This window comes from Sphingomonas abaci, from assembly GCF_014199625.1.
GTDB classification, from domain to species: Bacteria; Pseudomonadota; Alphaproteobacteria; order Sphingomonadales; family Sphingomonadaceae; genus Sphingomonas; species Sphingomonas abaci.
Genome location: NZ_JACHNY010000010.1, coordinates 56,501 through 78,161 on the forward strand (window position 1 = coordinate 56,501; position 21,661 = coordinate 78,161).

The 21,661-nt window shown below is 62.7% G+C and carries 19 protein-coding genes and 1 pseudogene; 13 read left to right on the forward strand and 7 right to left on the reverse strand.

The genetic code is table 11. The features are described from left to right. Positions 1 to 103: 103 nt before the first annotated feature. Genes GGQ96_RS17855 through GGQ96_RS17875 form a run of 5 tightly spaced genes read right to left on the reverse strand, consistent with a single transcriptional unit; the run spans position 104 to position 5,271 of the window. On the reverse strand, positions 104 to 1,231 hold the full coding sequence (locus tag GGQ96_RS17855; protein ID WP_184116745.1) for an ABC transporter permease: 1,128 nt from the start codon (positions 1,229 to 1,231) through the stop codon (positions 104 to 106). Further along, positions 1,228 to 2,361, reverse strand: coding sequence for an ABC transporter permease (locus tag GGQ96_RS17860; RefSeq protein ID WP_184116746.1), 1,134 nt, complete (start codon positions 2,359 to 2,361; stop codon positions 1,228 to 1,230). The genes GGQ96_RS17855 and GGQ96_RS17860 overlap by 4 nt, the downstream gene beginning before the upstream one ends. Next, a complete protein-coding gene (locus GGQ96_RS17865; RefSeq protein WP_184116747.1) occupies positions 2,358 to 3,362 on the reverse strand; it encodes an HlyD family secretion protein in 1,005 nt (334 codons plus the stop codon). The genes GGQ96_RS17860 and GGQ96_RS17865 overlap by 4 nt, the downstream gene beginning before the upstream one ends. Continuing rightward, positions 3,359 to 4,858: a TolC family protein gene (locus GGQ96_RS17870; RefSeq protein ID WP_184116748.1), complete on the reverse strand. Its 1,500-nt coding sequence runs from the start codon at positions 4,856 to 4,858 to the stop codon at positions 3,359 to 3,361. The genes GGQ96_RS17865 and GGQ96_RS17870 overlap by 4 nt, the downstream gene beginning before the upstream one ends. Then, the gene (locus tag GGQ96_RS17875; RefSeq protein ID WP_184116749.1) at positions 4,855 to 5,271 is read right to left on the reverse strand and encodes an acyl-CoA thioesterase; all 417 of its coding nucleotides are present in this window, start codon (positions 5,269 to 5,271) and stop codon (positions 4,855 to 4,857) included. Before GGQ96_RS17875 ends, GGQ96_RS17870 begins: the two co-directional genes overlap by 4 nt. A 23-nt stretch (positions 5,272 to 5,294) precedes the next feature. Between GGQ96_RS17875 and GGQ96_RS17880 the strand changes: the two genes are divergently transcribed. From GGQ96_RS17880 to GGQ96_RS17915, 8 genes and pseudogenes are all read left to right on the forward strand, one after another. Further along, a complete protein-coding gene (locus tag GGQ96_RS17880; protein ID WP_184116750.1) occupies positions 5,295 to 5,957 on the forward strand; it encodes a TetR/AcrR family transcriptional regulator in 663 nt (220 codons plus the stop codon). Positions 5,958 to 6,026: 69 nt separating this feature from the next. Next, a complete protein-coding gene (locus GGQ96_RS17885; RefSeq protein ID WP_184116751.1) occupies positions 6,027 to 8,327 on the forward strand; it encodes a membrane-bound PQQ-dependent dehydrogenase, glucose/quinate/shikimate family in 2,301 nt (766 codons plus the stop codon). A 24-nt stretch (positions 8,328 to 8,351) separates the two neighbouring features. Continuing rightward, positions 8,352 to 9,929: a long-chain-fatty-acid--CoA ligase gene (locus GGQ96_RS17890; RefSeq protein WP_184116752.1), complete on the forward strand. Its 1,578-nt coding sequence runs from the start codon at positions 8,352 to 8,354 to the stop codon at positions 9,927 to 9,929. Positions 9,930 to 9,959: 30 nt separating this feature from the next. Continuing rightward, entirely contained in the window at positions 9,960 to 11,672 is a 1,713-nt protein-coding gene (locus GGQ96_RS17895) for an acyl-CoA dehydrogenase family protein (protein ID WP_184116753.1), read from the forward strand. Between the two features lie 105 nt (positions 11,673 to 11,777). Next, positions 11,778 to 11,930: pseudogene (locus GGQ96_RS17900) on the forward strand (glutathione S-transferase N-terminal domain-containing protein); the annotation flags it as partial. Positions 11,931 to 11,985: 55 nt separating this feature from the next. Then, a complete protein-coding gene (locus GGQ96_RS17905) occupies positions 11,986 to 12,945 on the forward strand; it encodes an IS481 family transposase (protein WP_184116754.1) in 960 nt (319 codons plus the stop codon). Between the two features lie 11 nt (positions 12,946 to 12,956). Continuing rightward, complete coding sequence (locus GGQ96_RS17910) at positions 12,957 to 13,655, forward strand: AMP-binding enzyme (RefSeq protein ID WP_184116755.1); 699 nt, start codon at positions 12,957 to 12,959, stop codon at positions 13,653 to 13,655. A gap of 164 nt (positions 13,656 to 13,819) precedes the next feature. Beyond that, positions 13,820 to 14,464, forward strand: a complete 645-nt coding sequence (locus GGQ96_RS17915; protein WP_184116756.1) for a recombinase family protein — start codon at positions 13,820 to 13,822, stop codon at positions 14,462 to 14,464. 23 nt (positions 14,465 to 14,487) lie between these two features. On the opposite strand, the gene GGQ96_RS17920 is transcribed toward GGQ96_RS17915, so the two are convergent. Then, positions 14,488 to 16,035: a transposase gene (locus GGQ96_RS17920; RefSeq protein ID WP_246360707.1), complete on the reverse strand. Its 1,548-nt coding sequence runs from the start codon at positions 16,033 to 16,035 to the stop codon at positions 14,488 to 14,490. Between the two features lie 197 nt (positions 16,036 to 16,232). Here GGQ96_RS17920 and GGQ96_RS17925 point away from each other — a divergent pair, with 197 nt between their 5' ends. The 3 genes from GGQ96_RS17925 to GGQ96_RS17935 all read left to right on the forward strand — a co-directional run bounded on the left by GGQ96_RS17925 (position 16,233) and on the right by GGQ96_RS17935 (position 19,236). Beyond that, a complete protein-coding gene (locus GGQ96_RS17925; protein ID WP_184116757.1) occupies positions 16,233 to 17,093 on the forward strand; it encodes a replication initiator protein A in 861 nt (286 codons plus the stop codon). A gap of 451 nt (positions 17,094 to 17,544) precedes the next feature. Further along, positions 17,545 to 18,381, forward strand: coding sequence for a helix-turn-helix domain-containing protein (locus GGQ96_RS17930; RefSeq protein WP_184116758.1), 837 nt, complete (start codon positions 17,545 to 17,547; stop codon positions 18,379 to 18,381). A gap of 534 nt (positions 18,382 to 18,915) precedes the next feature. Further along, positions 18,916 to 19,236 carry a single-stranded DNA-binding protein gene (locus GGQ96_RS17935; protein ID WP_184116759.1) on the forward strand — a complete coding sequence of 107 codons (321 nt, stop codon included), beginning with the start codon at positions 18,916 to 18,918 and terminating at the stop codon, positions 19,234 to 19,236. On the opposite strand, the gene GGQ96_RS17940 is transcribed toward GGQ96_RS17935, so the two are convergent. Then, positions 19,233 to 19,379 (reverse strand): YlcI/YnfO family protein, encoded by a 147-nt coding sequence (locus GGQ96_RS17940; RefSeq protein ID WP_184116760.1) that lies wholly within the window; start codon positions 19,377 to 19,379, stop codon positions 19,233 to 19,235. The two genes, GGQ96_RS17935 and GGQ96_RS17940, sit on opposite strands and share 4 nt — an antisense overlap. Before the next feature lie 346 nt (positions 19,380 to 19,725). Here GGQ96_RS17940 and GGQ96_RS17945 point away from each other — a divergent pair, with 346 nt between their 5' ends. Then, a complete protein-coding gene (locus GGQ96_RS17945) occupies positions 19,726 to 20,466 on the forward strand; it encodes an AAA family ATPase (RefSeq protein ID WP_184116761.1) in 741 nt (246 codons plus the stop codon). Further along, positions 20,463 to 21,464, forward strand: a complete 1,002-nt coding sequence (locus tag GGQ96_RS17950; RefSeq protein WP_184116762.1) for a ParB/RepB/Spo0J family partition protein — start codon at positions 20,463 to 20,465, stop codon at positions 21,462 to 21,464. Before GGQ96_RS17945 ends, GGQ96_RS17950 begins: the two co-directional genes overlap by 4 nt. Positions 21,465 to 21,661 lie beyond the last annotated feature (197 nt).

Genomic DNA, 21,661 nt, shown 5'->3' on the forward strand with positions numbered 1-21,661 from the left:
CACGCTCCGCGCCTGCTAGACGTTCTCACATGGGCGCGGATCAAAATCGATCGGGCCTGTTGAAAAACGCAGTGATGATCCTCTGCGATCGTCCTACGTTCCTTCAGGCATCCGCCGCTGCCGTCGAGGCAGACCACAGCGCGAAGGTGACGATCCGAAGACACGCGAGTGCCGAATAGCCGATTGCCAGCACCACCAGCATCAACAGCGGGAGCGTGACGTCTCCAAGCGTAGCGCGCATCTGATTAAGAGGAACGAAAGTGTGCACCCCTGACGTCGACGGTATCAGATGGGAAAAGGCCGACAAGAAGCGCGGCATCTGATCGAGCGGATAGGTAGCGCCGGTGAGAAAGAAGAACGGGACCGACGTTGGCCCCAGTATGTAGGTCGCCCGCTCTCCCCGATCGAATGCACTTCCTACCAGCAACCCCAGCGCAGCGACTGCTACGGCGAAGATCGGCACGACGACGATCATGCCGAGGATGTTGCCGTCCACCGGAACCCCTTGCACCCAGAAGATCAGGCCGAACAGGAAGTAGCATCCCACAACGCCGACCGACGAAAAGGCCGCAAGGGTGCCGGCGAATTCCGCTGCTCCCATTTGCCATGCCCCCGTCCGTCGCCGATTGCCCATGAAGGTTGCGGCACCGAACAGCAGAGTCTGCTGAATGATGATGACCGCCACGGACGGGAAGACGTAGCCCTTGTAGCCGCCCGTTCGGTTGAAAAGCGGCTCTTTGACGACTGTGACGGGCGGACCGCCGCGACTGATCTGCCCGCCCGGCAGGAGACGGGTTCTCGCGATATTCTGGATGACCGCCGTCACCGCCTCGCCGATCGTGCTCGCACGCAGAAGGTAGGTCGCATTGACCCAGACGGCGATACCCGACCCAGGCGTTCCGGCACGCAGCTGGCGTTCAAGGCCATCGGAAATCAGGATAACCCCATCGGCTTTGCCCTCACGCATGTCTGCCCGAGCGGTGGCGAGGTTCCTAACCACGCTCGCGACACTGATTGCGCGAGTGGCGTCCAGATCCAGGATTATGGTTCGGCTGAGGGCGCTGTCATCCTGATCGACCACGACCACGGGCAGCTTGCGTGGCGCCTCATGGGAATAAGGCGCGGGATAGTAGAAGGCATACAGGACGACCGCGAGCAGCATCGTACTAAGCAGCGTTTTCGACGTGAGAATGGTGTGCCACGTCGAGAGGAAGGCCCTATCGAAGGTCATACCCGGCGCGCCCTTACCATGATGAAAGCCAGCGCCCCGCCGCCAGCGATGACGACGTAGGCCATCAGTGAGACCATCGGCGCGACGGCTGCAGCGACCGCCTGACCACTGACCTGCCCCATCTGAAGCGCGATGTAATGGGTGAGCGGCAGCACATTGCTCCAAGCGCGGGCGAATGCATTTCCGCCGTTCAACGGCAGCGTCGCGCCCGAATAGGCAAGGGCCGATCCGGCATAGACGGCGCTGGCCGACAACGCGGTAGCCGTCTCACGCGTCACCGCCACGAGGAGTGCGGCGACGGCAGCCGTCGCGGAGTAGAACAGCGTCTGACCGCAGGCGATCAGAACGATGCTACCTTCAATACGCCAACCGCGCGCAAGGGTCAGGTAGAGGAGCCAGGCGAGACCCCAGCCGCTAATTGCGAGGACATAAGGCAGCATCTTGCCGGCCATCGCCGGCGCAACCCCGCCGCTTGCCCTAGCCCACTCGGACAGTGATTTGCCCTCAAGTTCGCGGCCAATCGCCATGGCGCAAACGCAGGCCGCGATCAGATGCAGGACCGCCGGGAAGATCAGCAGCCCCAAGAACCATTCAAAGCTTGACGGCGCGTTGCCCAGCGGCGTCGCCTCGACGGCGAGACGCCGGACGCGGCTCGCCGGTACCGCATGATTGGGCAACTGATTGGCGGCGATCTCAGGGAACGCATCGGTCACCGCCTCTTCAGCCGCACGGGCGACCTGCCCCCCTGCGGTCAGGAAACTTCCGTTGTAGAGGATGCGGACGACTGGCTCGCGGTGCCGGGCCACGCTTTCGCCGAGCCCCGCCGGGATGTGTGCAAACCCCATGATCTTGCCGGAGCGGACCGCACGAACGGCGTCGACCTCCCCCGGATAATACCCGCCGAACCGAATGAGGGGCGAGGCGTCGAGCGCCCGGATGACTGCTCGGCTGGCCGTGCTACCGTCGCCGTCCACGATCCCCAGCGGCACCTGGCGAAGTGGGCCCTGCCAGAACAGGGCCGCGACGATGAAAATGAGGAATCCGGGCAGCAGCGTAATCCCTGCAAGATCCCAGCGGTCGCGGCGCAGATGATGCACCTCGCGCGTCAGAGCCCGGCGAAAGGCGCTCATTGTGGCCAGTCGAACAGGACGCTCATTCCCGGACGAAGCTTCTCGATCGGACTGACCGGATGCAGCCGGATCTCGAAGGTTCGCACGTCATAGCCCGACGCTTCACGCGTGGCACGCCAAGTCGCAAAGTCGCCGCGCGGCGCAACCAGATAGACCTTGAAGTCGGCATCGCGTTGCAGCGCAGGTATGTGACCGTGCAGCACGGAGCCAATCCCGAGACCATGGTAACGGTCCTCCCGCAGGTTCAGCGCGACCCAAGGGTGATCGATGTCGATGACCTGATAGGCGGGGATGACGGGGCTGACGACTTCGCCTGGCTGCACCAGCTTGCGGGCAACTTCACCGGCAATCGGCGAGAATAATTGCGTTTCACGGCCCAAGGCGTTGGCGGTGCGCAGTGCGGCTTCGGCAATGCGCACCTGAGCGTTCGCCGCCTGTTTATTCTGCGGACGTGCTCCTGCCAGCGCCTTCAAATATTGCTGACGCGCAGCTTCGGCGTTGCGGGCGCTGCTGTCGCGCGCTGCCGCTGCCTCATCCCGGCGCTGGGCTGCCACCACCCCTTGCGCATATAGATTGGCGGTACGCCGGCTCGTCACCGCTGCCAAATCCGCGGCCGCCTGAGCGGCCTGCCATGTCGAGCGCAGCGTTGCGATGTCTTCCGACCTCGCGCCCTCGTTCGTCTCCGACGCAACCGCGCGTGCGGCATCGAGCGCACCTTGCGCCTGCGCCTGTCCGCCCGCGATCTCAGGGCTCGACAGAGTTGCGAGCAGCGTGCCGGGCTGAACGCGCTGCCCCTCCTCTGCAATCAAACGCTCGACGCGAGCGAGCGCTTTTGTGCCGACATTCACCTCGTCCGCGTCGACCATGCCCTGCAGTTGCTCCGGCGCCGGACGGCTCGCCAGCCACAGTCCCAGGACGATGACCACCACCACGATCACACCCGCGACGATCGCGATAGGCCGCGTGTTGCGCCTTGCCGGGGCGGCTGTTTCTTCGTTCACTTCTCGTCCCCCAAACGTCGATCGGCACGCGCCAGATAGGTGGTGAAATCGTCAACCCGGTGGCTGGTCGCGAGCAACCCCGCCAGCGCGAGGTCATATTCATAGGCCGCCGCAATCCGTTGGGTTTGCGTCGAGGCCAGCGTCGCCTCGGCATCGACAAGCGACGAGGATGGGGCTTCACCCTCGAAGAATGAAACCCGTTGGACCCGCAGGTTTTCCCGGGCTGCGGCAAGGTTACTGTCGAGCAGCAGGAAAGACCGCCGGGCGGTTTCGACCAGATTCCAGGCACGAACGATTTCGCTGGCCACGTCCTTACGCGCCTGCGCTGCGGCATCGGCGGCTGCGCGCTCCTGCTCGCGCGCCGCATCGAGCGACTTCTTACGATCGAAATTCGACAGCAGGGTGTATCGCAGACTAATACCGGCCACCCAATCGGGTTCGGTCGGCAGCGCATTATTGCGGTTGGCGTTGTAGCTGCCGAACGCAAAAGCCTGGGGGCGGTAACGGGATTTCGCGAGGCCCACGCCCGCACGGGCGATGTCGCGGGCAGCGTCGGCGCCGCGTGCTCGCGGTGTCGCATCGATGCCGTCGATGAACACGCTGACCGGCGGCAGTGGCGCCGAATTGACGAATAGAGGCGTCAGCGCATTCACGCCCCCCGGCTGATTCAGCAATCGCGCCAGCGCATCGGCGGCCGTCGCTTCCTCTAGCTGCGCGCGCACATAGGCGCGCTCCGCGGCATCGCGGGCGACCTGGACCTGGAGGACGCGGGCATGGGGGATGACCCCGTTCTGCTCGAGCTTCTTCGCATCGGCCAGATGGCGGTCGAACCCCTCGAGCGTCTCGCGCGTGGAGTGCGTCAATTGTGCAGCGACCTGCTGTCCGAAATAGCCTCGAACAAGGCTGACACGGGACACGTCGCGCCCACCGGCCTGCCTGGCGCGCGCCACATCGACCGCGGCGTCCGCGCCTGCCTGGATCGCCGGGATCGCTCCGCCCGTGTAAAGGGGCATGGCCGCGGTGACCGCGGGCCGAAACACCGTATCACGCGTCTGATATTGCAGCGTGTCCGGGATTGCCCCGAAGATCGTCGGCAGCGCGGCGCCGACGCGCTGTGTGACCTGCCCGACGATCTGCTGCAAGCCGACCGGAAACTGGCCGGGCAGCTGCGATAGGAAGTCGGTTGTGGCATTTGCCGCATTATCCTTCGGCCCAGTGAGGTCGACGGACAACGTCTTTTGATACTCGATGACGCTGGCCGAAGCGCTGACGACCGGACGGCGCAAGCTACGGGTAGCCCCGGCGATCAGTTCGCTTGCACGGACGGCATGGTCCTCGCCGGAAAGGCCGGGCGAGGCATCGTCGATCCGCGCGAGAGCCGCATCGAAGCTCAATGGCTGCGATTGTCGATCGTTAATGCTTTGGCCAATCGCGGCACCGGAGGAGCAGACAAGAGCGGCCATCGTGACCGCGTGCCAGGCGAGTGGACTTGTCATGCCGTCGCCTTCGAGCCGCCAAGGATTGAAGCGCGGATTTCCCGGGCAAGCCGGACCGGACGAAGCGACGAGACATCGACGCTGCACCAGACGCTTTTCACCTCGGCGAGCACCGTCTCTCCTCGCCTTATGGTAGCGTCAAAATAGGCTCTGGCCCCCACGTACCGGTCGATGAGCATCTGGACATCGACACGCTCGTCAAGAAACGCAGGGCTGCGATAGCTGATCTCGTGTTTGAGCGCGACCCATGCGATCGAACGCACGGCCTCGCCCGGTGCGTGCTGCTTCCAAAACGCGGTCACCGCGTCCTGAATCCACCGCAGATAGACCGTGTTGTTCACGTGTCCCATGTGGTCGATGTCCGAGGCGGTCACCTCGAATGCGCTGAAATGACGCTCGCCGCCTCCGGGCATCTCATCCGTCCTCATGGAATTTATTGACAGCGATCAATCATTCGCAGATATTGTCACCGATGACAATAGCGATTATTTCTGCCCGTCGACGTCGCCGCCAGCCGGACGAACTGCGCGAAGAGGCGATCGCTGCGGCGCTCGGGATCCTCGTGGCGGATGGACCTGGCGCGATCACCCTTCAGTCGGTCGCCGCGGCGCTGGGGATGACGCATGGCAGCATCACCCACCATTTTGGCACCGCCGCCAATCTGCAGGCGGCAGTCGCCGATGGACTGATCGAGCAGCTTTTGACCAAGGTTCGAGCAGGCACTTGGGCCTTGAAGGCGGGACAGATCAGTGAAGCGGATCTCGTCGACCTTGTGTTCGACAGCTTCGAAACGACGGGGGTCGGCAAGCTCATCGGGTGGCTGTCGGCCGTGCAGAGCCCCCTACTCCAACCGTTGTTCGAACGGTTCGCCCGTCTATCGCACGACATTGCGACTGACCGCAGGGATGGGTCCGCCTTCACCGAAGCCGAGCTTCCGATCATTATCGAGAGCATCGTCACGCCGGCCCTGAGTGCATCCCTCATCGGCTCCGGTCTTTTGCAGGCGCTTGATCTTCCGCCGGTCTTCACGCGGCAGCGGGTCGCCGAAAACCTCGCGGCACAGCGTGCGGCGCGCGTCGCTGCATCAACAACCGGATAGCCGAACCGCGAATCAACTGCCCGAGAGAGGCGCCCTACCCCACTAACATTTCTTGGATCGGAGTCCCCAATGTCGAAGATCGCGAGACTCTACGCAGTCGTTCTGTTGATCATCGGCGCCGCTCTGACGGCGGGTGGTCTGTGGCTGGCGGCGCTGGGCGGAACACCATATTACGCCATCTTCGGCGCTACACTCGCCCTTGCAGCCGTCTTGGCCTTGCGGAACCACCGCCAGGCGAACTGGGTGCTTGTCTTCGCATTGGCCGGCACGGTGATCTGGTCACTATTCGAGGCGGGGCTGCGCTTCTGGGACCTATTTCCCCGTCTCCTCGCACCGATTGCGCTGGTAGGACTAGGCTTAGGACTGTTCCCATCGATCGTCTCAGGCAACGCCCGTCGCGGCTTCCGGCTCGGTGCTGCGGCCTGCGCGATCGCGTTCGCCGCCATGTTTGGGTTGGCGTTCGTGCCGCATCCCACCGTATCCGCGGTTGCAGCGGCGGACTATTCTCCTGGCGCAGGGGACAATGCACCGCAGGACTGGACGTCGTACGGCGCAAGCTCCGCTGGGCTTCGATACGCCACCTACAACAAGATCAATCGCGACAATGTCGCCACGCTGAAGCCAGCTTGGACGATCCGGACCGGCGACATGGGCCCTGGCATCGACCAGAACACGCCTCTCCAGATCGGCGATACCCTCTACAGCTGCACCCGCAACAACGTCATCCTCGCGCTTGATCCCGATACGGGTGCCACGCGCTGGCGCTTCGATCCTCACGCCAAGGCGCCCTTCTGGCAGCGGTGTCGTTCGCTCGGCTATTATCAGTCGACGACAGCGTCAGGCGAATGCCAGCAGCGTCTCATCGCCACCACCATCGACGCGCGATTGATGGCGCTCGACGCCAGGACGGGCAAGCTATGCCCGGGCTTCGGCAATGACGGCACCGTGTCGCTCGCCGAAGGCATGGGGCCGGTAAAGCCCGGCTTCTACTTCCAGACCTCCGCTCCGCTCGTCGCGCGCAACATCATCGTGATCGGTGGCTGGGTGGTCGACAACGAGCAGACCGGCGAACCCTCGGGCGTGATCCGCGGCTTCGACGTGATGACCGGCAAGCTCGTCTGGGCCTGGGACTTGGGCAATCCGGCAATCACGCGTGAGCCGCCCCCCGGCCAGACCTACACGCGCGGTACGCCGAACATGTGGACCACTGCGGCCTATGACGACAAGCTCGGCCTGATCTACGTGCCGCTCGGCAACGCCACGCCCGACTATTACGGCGTCCAGCGCAAGCCGTGGGCGGACCGGTACAATTCGACACTTGTCGCGCTCGACGTGACCTCCGGCCGCGAGCGCTGGAAGTTCCAGACGGTGCATCACGACCTGTGGGACTATGACCTTCCTGCACAGCCTGCCCTCGTCAATCTACGCGGCAATATCCCGGCACTTCTGTTGTCCACGAAACGCGGCCAGCTGTTTCTGCTGAACCGGGCGACCGGGCAGCCGCTGAGCCGCGTGGTCGAAAAGCCCGTGTCGTCGGCGGGCAGCATGCCGGGTGAGCGGATGTCGCCGACCCAGCCCTATTCTGTCGACATGCCGGTTATTGCGGAGACGCTGAACGAGCGTCGCATGTGGGGCATGACCATGTTCGACCAGCTCGCCTGCCGCATCTCCTTCCGCCAGTCGCGCTACAGCGGTGATTTCACGCCTCCGGGCATGACCCAGTCCATCGAGCATCCGAGCAATCTCGGCGGCCTGAACTGGGGCAGCATGTCCGTCGACGTCCCCAACAACCGGGTGTTCATGAACGACGTACGCGTGCCGATGACGGTCCGCCTGATGACCCGTCCGGAATTCACCGAATTCGCCAAGAAAAACCATCCGGATGGTACCGGCCACGGCCCATCGCCGCAGCTCGGCACGCCTTATGGCGTCAACATCCAGATGTGGATGACGAAGCTCGGTGTTCCATGTTCGCGCCCGCCGTTCGGAACAATCACCGCGGTCGACCTCAACACCCGCAAGATCGCATGGCAGGTGCCGGCCGGCACTGCCGAGGAATTGGGGCCGCTGGGGATCAAGTCGCATCTGCCTATGCCAATCGGCATGCCGACCTATGCCGGCACCAGTGTGACCGCCGGGGGGCTGCTCTTCTTCGCGGGGTCGCAGGATTACTACCTGCGCGCTTACGACACCTCGGACGGCAAAGAGGTGTGGCGCTACCGACTGCCGGTCGGCTCAAGTGCGACGCCGATGACCTACATCTCGCCCAAGACCGGACGCCAATACGTACTGGTGTCGGTGGGCGGAGCTGCTCATTCGAAGGACGTCGGCGACTACGTCATCGCGTTCAGCATCCCCCAATCCAAATAAAAAGCGTACCACTTAGGAGAGTTTATGACACAGCCGAGATTGCTCGAGACTGTCGCTGCAGAGGCGTACAGCTATCCCCTCCTCATTCGTCGATTGCTTCCCAAACCAGAGACAACGAGTCAGGAGATCGTCAGCGACGGACGGCGGTTTGGTTATGCTGCGTTCATCGAGCGGATCCACCGCCTTGCATCTGCCCTCTCACAATTTGGCGTCAAGGCCGGTGATACCGTCGCAGTCATGGACTGGGACAGCCACCGTTATCTCGAATGCTACTTTGCGATCCCCATGCTTGGCGCGATCCTGCAAACGGTCAACGTTCGCCTCGCGCCAGCTGCGATCGGCTTCACGCTTCGGCAGAGTGGCGCTGCTACGCTGTTCTACCATGACGATTTCAAGCCCCTCGCCGATGCGCTTTTGCCCGGGCTGCAAATTGAGCGCACCGTTACCTTTGGCGGCAGCGCGGCGGACGGCTTTGAAGCTCTGATCGAAGCGGGCGATCCCGATTTCGTCTTCGAAGACTTTGATGAGAACGCCATTGCGACGACGTTTCATACGACCGGCACGACGGGCGACCCAAAGCAGGTATTCTTCTCCCACCGTCAGCTCGTCCTGCATACCCTGGCGGCGGCTGCGACTGTAGCAAACCAGCCCATCGGACAGGGCGTCACGCGCAACGATGTCTACATGCCGATCACGCCCATGTTCCACGTCCACGCCTGGGGCATGCCGTATGTCGCAACGTTGCTGGGAATGAAGCAGGTGTATCCGGGACGCTACGACCCGGCCACGATCCTAGCCTTGAAGCGCGATGAGCGCGTGACCTACTCGCATTGCGTTCCGACGATCCTTCGGATGGTCATCGATGTGGCTCGGGCCAATGCCCTGGATTTGGCCCCCTGGACGATGATGATCGGCGGCTCGGCGCTTCCCGAAGCGCTGGCGGAGGAGGCGGAGGGTGTCGGCGTCATCGCACTCTCCGGATATGGCATGTCCGAGACGGGACCCGTCGTGACCCTGGCGCGCAGCAAGCCGGGCGATGCTGTCGGCGTCCGCTGTCGCGCCGGCTTCCCACTGCCGCTCGTCGAGGTCGCCGTCGACCAAAGCCGTGGCGGCGAATTGACGATCCGCGCGCCCTGGCTCACCCAGGGCTACTCGCTGCAGGACGCCTCCGATGCGTTGTGGGAAGGCGGACGCCTGCACACCGGCGACATCGCTGAGCTCGACGCGGACGGCGCGGTCCGGATCGTCGATCGGCTCAAGGACGTCATCAAGACCGGCGGCGAATGGGTGTCCTCGCTGGAACTGGAGTCCCTCCTGATGGAAGCTGCCGGTGTGGCAGAGGCGGCCGTCGTCGGAATTCCCGATGCCCGATGGGGCGAGCGGCCGGTCGCCTTCATCGTCCGCGGCACTGGTCCGGCGGTGACGGAAGGATCGCTGCGGCACGCGGTATCCGAACGAGCGCAGACGGGCGCGATTTCGCGCTACGCCATTCCGGATGCGATCTACTTCTGTGAGGTCCTGCCGAGGACGAGCGTCGGCAAGGTCGACAAGAAGGCGCTGCGGGAGGCGGCGATGACGTCCGCCTCGCTAGCATCCGCCTGATCACACGATCGTTTCAGAAAGAACCGAAGTATGACTTCTTCACCTGCGACCGCTGAGATCCGGTTCGTCCTTGATACGATCGCCCACATCCGCGACCTTGCTCAACACGATCGGTTTGCCGATGCCAGCGATGACGTCGTCGATGCCGTCCTCGAAGGGGCCGGCGAATTCGCCAGGGGCGTATGGGGACCGATTAACGGGATCGGCGACAGGGTCGGCGCGCGGTGGACTGACGATGGCGTCGTGATGCCCGATGGCTACGCTTCTGCATATCAGGCCTATGTGGAGGGCGGATGGGGGACCATCGGCGTTCCCGTCGAACATGGCGGCCAGGGACTGCCCTTCGTGCTGCAGACCGCCGTGCTCGAACTGCTCGGAACCGCGAATACCGGCTTTGCGCTCTGTCCGACGCTGACGGTCGGTGCAATTGAAGCCTTGGTCCATCACGGTTCGGCCGATCAACAGGCACTATACCTGCCGCAGCTCGCAACCGGGGCCTGGACGGGGACGATGAACCTCACTGAGCCCCAGGCAGGATCTGATGTCGGCGCGCTTCGCGCGCAGGCTTTTCCTCGCGGTGACGGGACGTGGTCGATCAAGGGCACCAAAATCTACATCTCGTTCGGTGACCATGACATGGCCGAAAACATCGTCCATCTCGTCCTTGCGCGAACGCCGAACGCACCGCCCGGAACGCGTGGCATCTCCCTATTTCTCGTGCCCAAATTCCGCCTCGACGCCGCCGGGAAACCAGCCGAGCCCAACGACGTGAAGGTTGTCTCGATCGAGCATAAGCTCGGGCTGCACGCATCACCGACCTGTGTCCTGAGCTTCGGCGATCACGACGACTGCATCGGCGAACTCATCGGCCCGGAACATGGGGGTATGCGCGCCATGTTTACGATGATGAACAACGCGCGCCTGAACGTCGGTCTGCAAGGCGTCCAAATCGGTGAGGCGGCAACGCGCAAGGCTGTGTCGTACGCGCTGGAACGGGTCCAGTCTGCCCGCGCGGGGGCGGCTGATCGCACGCCGGCGCGCATCGCGGATCATCCTGACGTTCGGCGCATGCTGATGCGGATGTCTGCACAGACGCAAGCGGCACGCGCCCTGGTCTACTATGCCGCTGTGCAGGTCGATCTTGCGGCGCTCGGCGACGAGGAGGCGCAAGATCGGCTCGAGATCCTCACGCCGCTCGCCAAGGCGCATGCCACCGATCTCGGGAATGAAATCGCGTCGATTGGGGTCCAGGTGCATGGAGGCATGGGCTACGTCGAGGAGACAGGGGCTGCGCAATTGTTCCGTGATGCTCGAATCACGCCCATCTACGAGGGTACGAATGGCATACAGGCAGCTGACTTGGTCGGACGGAAGCTCGGTCTGTCCAATGGCAAGGCCTTCGAAGCCTTATTGACGGACTTACGGACAACAGCAAAGGCGGCGCCGCTAACGGAACTCATCTATCACTGTGAAGATATCGGACGCCGTCTCACCGGAGCGAATGCTGACGACCGGCTCGCTGCAAGCTATCCGTTCCTGACGATGTTATCGGTCGCGGTCTGCGGCTGGTTGATGGAACAGCAGCACAACGCAGCGACCGATGATGATTTTAGCCAGGTCAAAAAAGCGACCGCGGCATTCTATCTCGACCAGATAGTTCCTGAAGCTATCGGGCTTGCTGCCGCAGCCAGTGCACCAGCCGATCAGCTCTATGCGATTGATCCCGCCTTGTTGCTGGCGTGATCCCACCCTGCACACAACGCTTGATTCTGGTTAAATCAGCACGTGCAGCAATTTCAAAGTACGTCGACTGCCTTGAAAGTCAGCCGCTCATCAAGAGTGTCGGAAATGATTATAGTTCATCATCTCGAAAACAGCCGATCGCAGCGCATTCTTTGGGCTCTTGAAGAACTTGAGATACCATACGAAATCGTACGTTACGAACGTAATCCAAAGACCTTGCTTGCTCCGCCCGAATTGCGGCGGATACATCCGCTAGGTGTTTGATCCCACGGTTTGATGGTGCGATCCTTTCGTTGGAATGGAAGGAAGCCGCATGGGACAGGTACGTCACGGGTGCGCCACGACCACGCACGCCGTCCGAGCAGCAATACAGCGATCGCAAGCTTCGCTCGCGACGCTGAGCCGTGAGCTGGGGATCAATCCGAACACGGTCGCGAAGTGGCGTAAGAGGGCAACGGTCGAGGACCTGAAGACTGGGCCGAAGGCCCCTCATTCAACGACCCTGACCGAGGCGGAGGAGGCAATGGTGGTGGCGTTCCGTCGCCACGCCCTGCTGCCGCTCGACGACTGCCTCTACGCATTGCAGCCGTCGCTACCGCACCTGACCCGGTCAGCGCTGCACCGTTGCCTGCAGCGGCACGGCATCTCCCGCTTGCCAGACGTCGAGGGCGACAAGCCGAAGCGACAACGCTTCAAGCGCTACCCAATTGGCTTCTTCCACATCGATATCGCCGAGGTGCAGACCGCCGAAGGCAAGCTCTACCTGTTCGTCGGCATCGATCACACGAGCAAGTTCGCGGTCACGCAGTTGGTCGACAAGGCCGACCGCCGGACAGCATGGGAGTTCCTCGAGCACCTGCTGATCGCCGTGCCCTACCGCATTCACACGATCCTGACCGATAACGGCATCCAGTTCGCCGAGCAGCCGCGCAATCGCAACACCGCCTGGTCGCGTCAGATGCGCTTCGACATGATCTGCGAGGCCAACAACATCGAGCACCGGCTCACCAAGCCAAACCACCCGTGGACCAACGGCCAGGTCGAGCGGATGAACCGGACGATCAAGGACGCGACCGTCAAACGCTTCCATTACGACAGCCATGACCAGCTGCGCACACACCTCGCCGACTTCATGGCCGCCTACAACTTCGCCCGCCGGCTCAAGACGCTCAGCGGGCTTACACCCTACGAATACATCGCCAGGATCTGGACGTCAGAGCCAGACCGGTTCATCGTCAACCCGATCCACCAGATGCCGGGACTGAACACCTAGGGCCCTGGACGATGATGATCGGCGGGTCAGCTCTGCCTGAGGCTCTGGCCCAGGAAGCGGAAGAAGTCGGCATCATCGCGCTTTCCGGATACGGCATGTCCGAAACCGGACCTGTCGTCACGCTTGCCCGCAGCCAACCGGAAGATACCGTAGGCGTTCGCTGTCGCGCTGGTTTCCCATGGCCGCTCGTCGAGGTCGCCATCGACCAAGCCCGTGGCGGCGAACTGACCCTCCGGGCACCCTGGCTCACCCAAGGCTACTCGCAGCAGCACGCTTCCGATGCGCTGTGGGACGGCGGACGCCTTCATACCGGCGACATTGCCGAGATCGATGCCGACGGCGCGGTTCGGATCGTCGATCGGTTGAAGGACGTCATCAAGACGGGCGGCGAATGGGTTTCTTCAATCGAACTGGAAGCTCTTCTCACGGCCGAACCCGGCGTTGCCGAAGCAGCCGTCGTCGGTATCCCCGACGCTCGCTGGGGCGAACGACCGATCGCATTTGTCGTCCGCGCTGCCGGACCGACGGTGTCGGAGGAAGCGTTACGAGAGGCTGTGGTCGCTCGGGCGCTAACGGGAGCCATCTCGCGTTACGCCGTACCGGATGCCATTCACTTCTGTGATGCCCTGCCAAGAACGAGCGTCGGCAAGGTCGACAAAAAGGCGTTGAAGGAGACGGCTCACCCTTCCGCTCTGTTTGCCGGCGCCTGACTCACGGCTGCTTCCCGCGTACCCGGCCAAGCCGCCAGAAAAACGACCGGTTTTCTGGCGGTCGAGGATTTTGCCTCCTCAGCGCATTCCGAAGATCGGAAAACCCGTTGCGGAAACCACCGGCACATTGCAGGGTACCGGATGTCTTTTCTGGCAGGGTAACGATGCTCATCGGATATGTGAGGGTGTCCAAGGCTGACGGGTCACAGACGCTGGCACCCCAGCGCGATGCGTTGCTCGCTGCCGGCGTCGATCCCTCGCGAATTTATGAAGACCTCGCGTCGGGGCGGCATGACGCGCGACCTGGCCTGACCGCGTGCCTGAAGGCACTGCAGCCCGGCAACACACTGGTCCTCTGGAAGCTGGATCGTCTCGGACGCGATCTTCGTCATCTGGTCATCACGGCCGAGGCGCTGCGGGAACGCGGGATCGGGCTGAAGGTGCTGGCGGGTGCCGGCGCGCAGATCGACACCACGACCGCCAACGGCCGCCTCGCCTTCGGCATCTTCGCAGCGTTCGCCGAATTCGAGCGCGAGCTCATCGCCGAGCGGACGCAGGCAGGACTTGCCGCGGCACGCGCGCGGGGACGGATGGGCGGTCGGCCGCGCAAGATGGACAAGGCCACCCTTGCGATGGCTATGGCCGCGATGTCCGATCGCAACGCGGTCGCTGCCGACGTCGCGCGCCGCCTCGGCATGACGACCACGACGCTTTATATGTACGTGAATGGTGACGGCACGCCGAAGGCGCCGGGACAGGCGCTGCTCGACGGGGTGCCGTACCGTAAAGAACGACTGCGCGCCGCGTGACCGTGCGCAAAGCCCGTCAGCGATCAGGCGTATTGTCGCGGTGGCGAGACGATCACGTCATGCTCGATCGACCGTGCCGATATGGCCTCCGGGGTCAACGCTGCGGGAATGCACCTGCCTCGCCTGGGCTTGCCAGTCAGGCGCTGTGGTCGCGCCAGGATCATCAGGTTCATCACCGCCGCGCCGATCAGGAACTCCTCTTCTGCTCCCCGGATGCCGCGCAGGTGAAGCCGCCGCATGCCATGCTTGCCTTTGGCATCGGCGAAGAACCGCTCGACCCCGCGCCGCAATCGCATGGATCGCTTGAAGAGCCCGGTTTCCAGTTCGGCTCTGGCGAGATCCCGGGCGTCCTCATTGTCGAGACGAACCAGCGTGCGACGTCGCGCCTTCGTGCATGTCTTCCGAAGAACACAAGCCTCGCAGTCCCGTGCATCGGCGGCATAGCGGTGTACGCCAGTGGGCAGATGGAAGGTGTGGTGCCGGAGCGTCTTTCCGATCGGACAGGTAAAGCTGTCGGTGTCACGATCATAGCTGAAGGCCGTTCGCGGCAGCTTGCCCTTGGCCTGCTGCGTCCGGTCGATCACGGGAATGTGTGGGATCGCGCCGTGGTTCCGGACGAAGCCGAGGAAACCGGCGCTGCCGTAGGCCTTATCGGCCGCAACCCGCTTGGGGTGGAAGTCGAACCGATCTGCCGACCTCTCGAGCATGACGCGGCCGGCATCGACCTCCTCCGCGAAACGAGCCGGCGTCGCCTCGACATCAAGCGCAACGCCACTTGGGGTGTCGACCAGCGCGTTGAGGGCGTAGCCGAACCGGCCCCGCACCGTTCGCGCCGACCAGGCCGCGGCAGGATCTGTTCGAGAGACGCCTTGGCAGCTTTTCGAGCGCGCCATTTCCCAAACAGCATCTCCGGTGTCTTGCACCCATTCCCGAACCGCGCGCGATGCGTTGGCGACATACGGCAGGTAGCCAGGAACGGTCTTACGCTGCCAGCTTGCATCAGCCGCTATAAACGACGCGTCGATCGCGGCGTCTTTTCCTCCGACCAGCCCTTCGTCGATGCAGCGTCGAACTGTGCTGTCGAACAGGGTTCGAAAGACGCCTGCCTCGCGGAAGCGACCATGCCGGTTTTTGCTGAACGTCGAATGGTGCGGAACCCTGTCTCCCGGCGTGAGGCGGCAGAACCAGCGGTAAGCCAGATTGTAGCGCAGCTCCTCGCACAGGCGCCGCTCGGACGCGATCGCGTAGATGCGGCCAATCAGAGTCATGCGGATCAGCAGTTCGGGATCGATCGATGGTCGCCCTCGTGTGCTGTAATGCCCAGCCAGTGCTTGCCTCAGCTCGCTCGTGTCGAGACATCTATCAATGCGACGCAGCAGGTGGTCTGCGGGCAACATGGCTTCTATGGTGCGGCGGGACGCCCCTTCCCGCCCACCGCGACAGGTTGGTCCCATCATGGCGGCGCTCCTCTCGGCAGGGGTGAAACGAAGGAGCAACCCGGCATGTCCGGCATTTTTCAACAGGCCCGATCGTTTGAGAGACACAGGATCGATGCAGCGCGTGCCGGTCATCAAAAGCACGAATGGCGCCTGCACCGGGTTGCGGTAACAGTGTCCCCGCCACGCCTGGGCGGCGCTTCGGTCACCGAAAGCACGAACTTGGCCCCGACCAGGCCGACTTTGACGGCTTGGCGCCCTCTCGAAACGCTCGATCTTCGTGCTTTCAATGACCGGGGTCCAAACCGGCGAAATATGAGCGACCTAGCCGCATGAGCGAGGCAGCGCAGCCGCAGGGTGACCTTTTCGCGCTCGACAGCCCGTTGCTGACCGAGGTTCGTGGCGAACGCTCGTTGATGGCGTTCCCCTTTTTCGCGTTGAGCAAGGGCAAGTGGACCAAACCACTCGCCTACAAGACGGAAAGCGTGTCGATCGAGATCGTCGCCACCTCGAAGGGTGTCGCCACGATCTACGACAAGGAAATCCTGCTTTACATCGCGAGCCTGATGGTCGCGAAGCTCGATGCTGGCCATCAAGTCGGCCAAGACTTCTACTTCACGGCACACGACCTTTTCCGCGTCACCGGGGTAAATGGTTCGGCCCGTTCCTATTCGCGCCTGTCCGATGCATTGGAGCGACTGCAGGGCACGCAGATCAAGACCGACATCCAGGCAGGCGGCGAGGGCCAAGCCGGCTTTTTCTCATGGCTGTCGGAAGCGCAGCTTCACTATACGACGACAAAGGCGGGCGAAAAGCGGCTGAAGGCGGTGAAGGTTCGGCTGTGCGACTGGCTCTACCGCGCGATCCTCCGTGACCGGCGGGTGCTGGATTACGATCCCAACTACTTCCAACTCGGACCTGTCGAGCGGCGCCTGTACGAGGTGGCACGCTCTGCCTGCATTAATGGTCCTGTCGAGATCGAGCTGGAAGATCTTCGCTTGCAGCTTGGCTATCAGAGTCCGCTCAAGCAGTTCCGCTACGTCCTGAAGGGGATCGTCGACGCCAATGCTGTTCCCGGCTTCAGTTTTGTCCTGAACGACAGTGGCGCCTCTTCGAGTGATCGACGCCCCAAGCGATCTGGAGGCAAGGACAGCATCCGGATTACTCCCCAGACCCTCCTCCAGGCCGGCTGATTAGCGCCCTCACCGTCGTTTCCGAATCAGCCGGAAAGCCGAAGCAGACTTTGGTCGCCGAAAGCACGAAGTCGGGTCGCTAAAAGCACGAAGTACGGTCATCAAAAGCACGAACGCTGCTTTCCCCGGTCGTCGAAAGCACGAACTTTTTCCGCTCTTGGTCGCCGAAAGCACGAATCCTTACTGTTTCGGGAGCGCGCTCGATCCTGCACAAATAGTAAAGAGCCGACGCGCCTTTTGCGACCGGCCAGTCAGGGAGCGGCCGTGACCACATAAACGAATGCCCGGCACGAAGGCCGGGCACCCTGGAACGATATGAGCGATGCTTGCCGGCATCGGTCAGGCCGTAAGACGCCCCTCTCATATCCGTCCGCGAGCTTCGGTTCAAGGGAGCGCGCTTCGCGCCACGCTCGTGTTTTGCCTGGTCCCGGCCCCACGAAGGGGACGGACGATGGGAGCTATTACCCTCGCGCAGGCGAGCTTCATGGCGCTTGACCGTGTGGAGCGGGCACGACCGAGATCGCGATCGGGCGCCGCAAATCCCACGCGCGCGCACGTTCATCCGAACAGCCGCAAAGCGGGCACGTTCGAGGACGACTTCTTCTACACCTATGCGAAGGGCGAAACCGATCGGCTCTACAAGAAGGCGGTCGAGCTGCTGAAGCGCAAGAACGCCGTTCGGCGCCTCGCACGTGCTGAGGGCCGCCAGCTCACCGAAGACGAAAAGCTCGTCACGCTGATAACGCCCGCGGCGGTCCGCGTTTTCGAGCAGCTTACCAATCTCGCCCGCAATTGCGCCGGCAAGGTCTTTCCAACTTGGGAATGGATCGAGACGCATACGGGCCTCTCCCGCGCGAGCGTCGGTCGCGGCCTGTCGATCCTCGCCAAGATGGGCTTGCTCGACAAGCAGCGCCGGTGCGTACCGATTGACCCTCCGGCGGACCGCCCAAAGGCTCGGAACGCACAAACGTCCAACGTCTATCGGATGAGCTTTCCCAATCGGCTCGCACGCTTCCTTCCCCGCTGGCTCAGGCCCATCGCGCTCCCGGACGATGTGGTGCAGCGCGAGGTCGATCGGATCGAGCAAATCGAGGCAATGCGGCTATGGCGCTCGCCTCGCCAAGTCGTCGCCGAGGAGATCGAGGACGAGGGCCTGCGGCGCGTGTTGGACCGCCTCGCCATCGCGATCGAGAAGCGAGAGTCTCAAAAAAATGGTCAACCGCTCCTAGATTCATATGTTCTAAGCACAGATGGAGTTGGCCTAATCGGCCAACGCGCTGACGCCTGACAGCGAGGATGGTCCCAACCGAACGATAAGGAACACCCCCAACCGCCAGCACCAAGCCGAAGCGCAGGACGCGCCGCTACGCGTCGCGATGCTCCCGAAAGGAGCAAGCGTTTACCGTCGCGTATAAATTGCGCCGTTCGTGCCTGGTGCAGCCGTTTTTCGACATCCACTGCGACCGTAGCGCCAGTTTCCAGCGCTGGGTCGCGTGATAAGAACCGGTGTCTCCTCATCAAGCGTTGCTCATACCTGTACCCCGCGGCTGCAGCGGGCGGGCCCGCCACTTTCTATGCCGCGCCGACGGCCATATCTGACGGGCGAGATCCCCACGCGAGTTCGAGGGTCGATCCCTTCCGAACGGCTATTTCTGGTTGATGGGAAAAATGGGCGCTGGCCGCCTTCTACGATCAAGCAAATAACCTGCTGCGCCTACGGTTTCCGCGTCGCGGACCCTCCGTTTTTTTGCTTGATCGCGGCGTCTTCACTCCCCTCCAATTCCCATCAGGAATGAGCCTGATCGATCAGAGGGACAGGACCATGCAGAACATCGCGGAGTTTCGGATCATCGGCCGGGTCGGGAAGCTGACCGAGCACGACAAGGTGACGAAGGTGAACGTTGCCGCCAACTACAACCGCCAGGAAAACGGCGAGTGGGTCACCGACACGCACTGGAATGAGGTGACGCTGTTCGGCAAGCTGATCGAGCGCGCCGCCAAGGCGCAGAAGGGCGACCTGGTCCATATCACGGGTCGCGTGCGCCAGAACTCCTACGACACGGCCGAGGGCCGGCGCTACACGGTGGAGCTGATCGCCGACGGCTTCGCGGTTCTCGCCAAGGGAACGGAGGATCGTGGTTAGACGCGGTCGGGGCCGCCTACCGGCGGCCCTTCCCGCCGACGAAGCTCCAGCTCTACCGCCTCACGCACGAAATCGGCCTGACTCTCGCCATCGCGGAGAACGGTCTTGATCCGATCGAGCGTCCCCTTGGGGAAGCGCCCCATCGTCTTATCCTCCATCGGAGGGCGACCGACCGACCGGATATTGCTAGACGTCATGCAATGCCCTAATTACCGATACCGCTTATTGACGAGATTAGCGGTATCGTATATTACAGGTTGAGCCTTTCATCAAGGCTGCGTCGGAGCGAAGGCCATGTGGGATAATCTACTGACGATAGGACTGTTCGTCCTAATCGCTTGGGCCGTCCTCCGCGGTGGTGGCGGATCGAGATCGCGCATCTGGAGCGGGGACACTCCCGACGAGGAGGCTCGTCGTAATACGCGGACGGACTCGAATTATCGCGGATACGACCACTGGAACAACAACTCGGACCGAGGCTGGTAGGGCGTGAAGACTATTGCCATCAACGTCGAGAAGGGCGGCGCCGGCAAGACGATGATCGCCTGCCATTTGGCATGGGTTCTCGCCGACGCTGGTCATCGTGTGCTGTTCCTCGACCTCGATCGACAGTGCAACGCGACCGATGCGCTAGCCGACTTCGAGAGCCTTGGAACGTGCAAGCCGCTGTTTGAGCCGGGCTATAGCCCACCCTCCCCGTTTCCGCGTCTCGCGATCTACTCCAATCGCATGGGTGGCGAGTATGACGCCGATTACCCTCGCGCACTGACCAACTTAAATGCCAATTTTCCGGCGCTTAATTCCTACTTCGATTTCTGTGTCATCGACACGCCGCCGTCGTGGTCGTGGATCAACTTTGCCGCGCTGCTGGTGTGCAACCACCTGATCGTCCCTGTCGAGCTGGGGCCGTTCGGTCCAGCAGCGACCAAGCAGGTGTCGGACTCGATCGCGACCGTAAACCAACGTCGGAAAACGCCCATCCACGTCGTCGGGCTCGTGCCTAACCGAGTTCGAGCGAACGATACGCACCAGATGAAGATGCTGGCCGCGATCAAAGAGAAGATCGGGCGCAACCTGTTCACCAACTACCTTCCCGAGCGGGCTCACTATAGCCAGGCCATCCAAGAGCATGTGCCGGTATGGCGGTTCGACAAGGACGTGCGGACCTCGCTGCCGCCCATGCGCGCTTTTCTCGAGGAAGCCATGACCCGGATCGGGAGCCACAAATGACAGACTTCTCCGGCTTCGACGTTTTCAGCGAGAAGGCCGCAGTCGCTGACGCCGATCGCGTCCAGCTTCTCGACCCTGAGCTGGTCTACCCCGATCCCGAGAACGTCCGCAGCGAGATAGATCCGGCCAAGATCGACGAGATGGCCGCGACGATCAAAGAACGCGGCCAGCTTCAGCCGATCACCGTCGCTCCGAGAGACGCCGAGGGCCGTTATCGGATCATGTTTGGCGAGCGGCGCTGGCGGGCGTGCCAGAAGCTCGGCGTGCAGGTCCGCGCGATCGTGAGCAAGACGGATGACGTTGAGCAGGTCCGGATCGATCAGTTCATCGAGAATGACCAGCGCGAGGATCTGTCGACGGCTGACATGATCCGGTTCGTCACTGGGCAGGTGGCGAACGGGCGGTCGCTTGCCGAGCTGGCACGAGCCACGGGACGAAATCGCACGTTGCTGACCCGCTACCAGGGGCTCGCGAAGGCGCCAGACTACATCGCGGGGCTGTTTGCCGACATTTCGATGCGGAGCGCTGTTGCCCTCGTCCAGGCTGCGAAGACCGATGATGCGGCAACCCGGGCATTCGTCGCTAACACTGCCGTGGAGGACATGACCGTGCTGGCGTGTGAGCGGTTTGCCCGTGAAGTCGGCGCAAAAAAGTCAGCGCCGAAGCCCGTGCCTTCGGTTGAACCAGAGGCACCCACGTCCCTGACCGAGGATCGGTCGGAGCCGTCGGACGAGGACCAGGCACTGCCTCCCTCGACCGATGCGATCCGCAATGAGGAAGCAGATCGCGCTTTGGACGAGAAGCCAATGGCCGAAGCCCCGGCTGCGGGCGATAGCGAGTTGCGAGTAGCCCCCACCCCGCGCGCTTCGACTAAAAAAACGGGGAAGCAGCGTGTGGAGCGCCCTTCCATCGAGATCGACGGCAAGCGGGCCATGGTCGTCGAAGCGTTGCTCCACTTCGATGGCGAGCCAGAACCGCGCATTGTGAGCTGGCGCTGATCGCGGCGGGTTGGGAAGAGAGCGTCGGCCGAGGCTGACACTCACGCTCAGATCCAATCCTTCCTTCCGCGACTTCATCACTCTCGAGACGAACTGGGTGTGCCACGTGGCACACTTGAAGCCTGATTTAGGTGGGGGATGTTTGATGGCAGGATAGGTATTGCTGCGTTTGTCGTATTACATTACCCTTGCTGGGC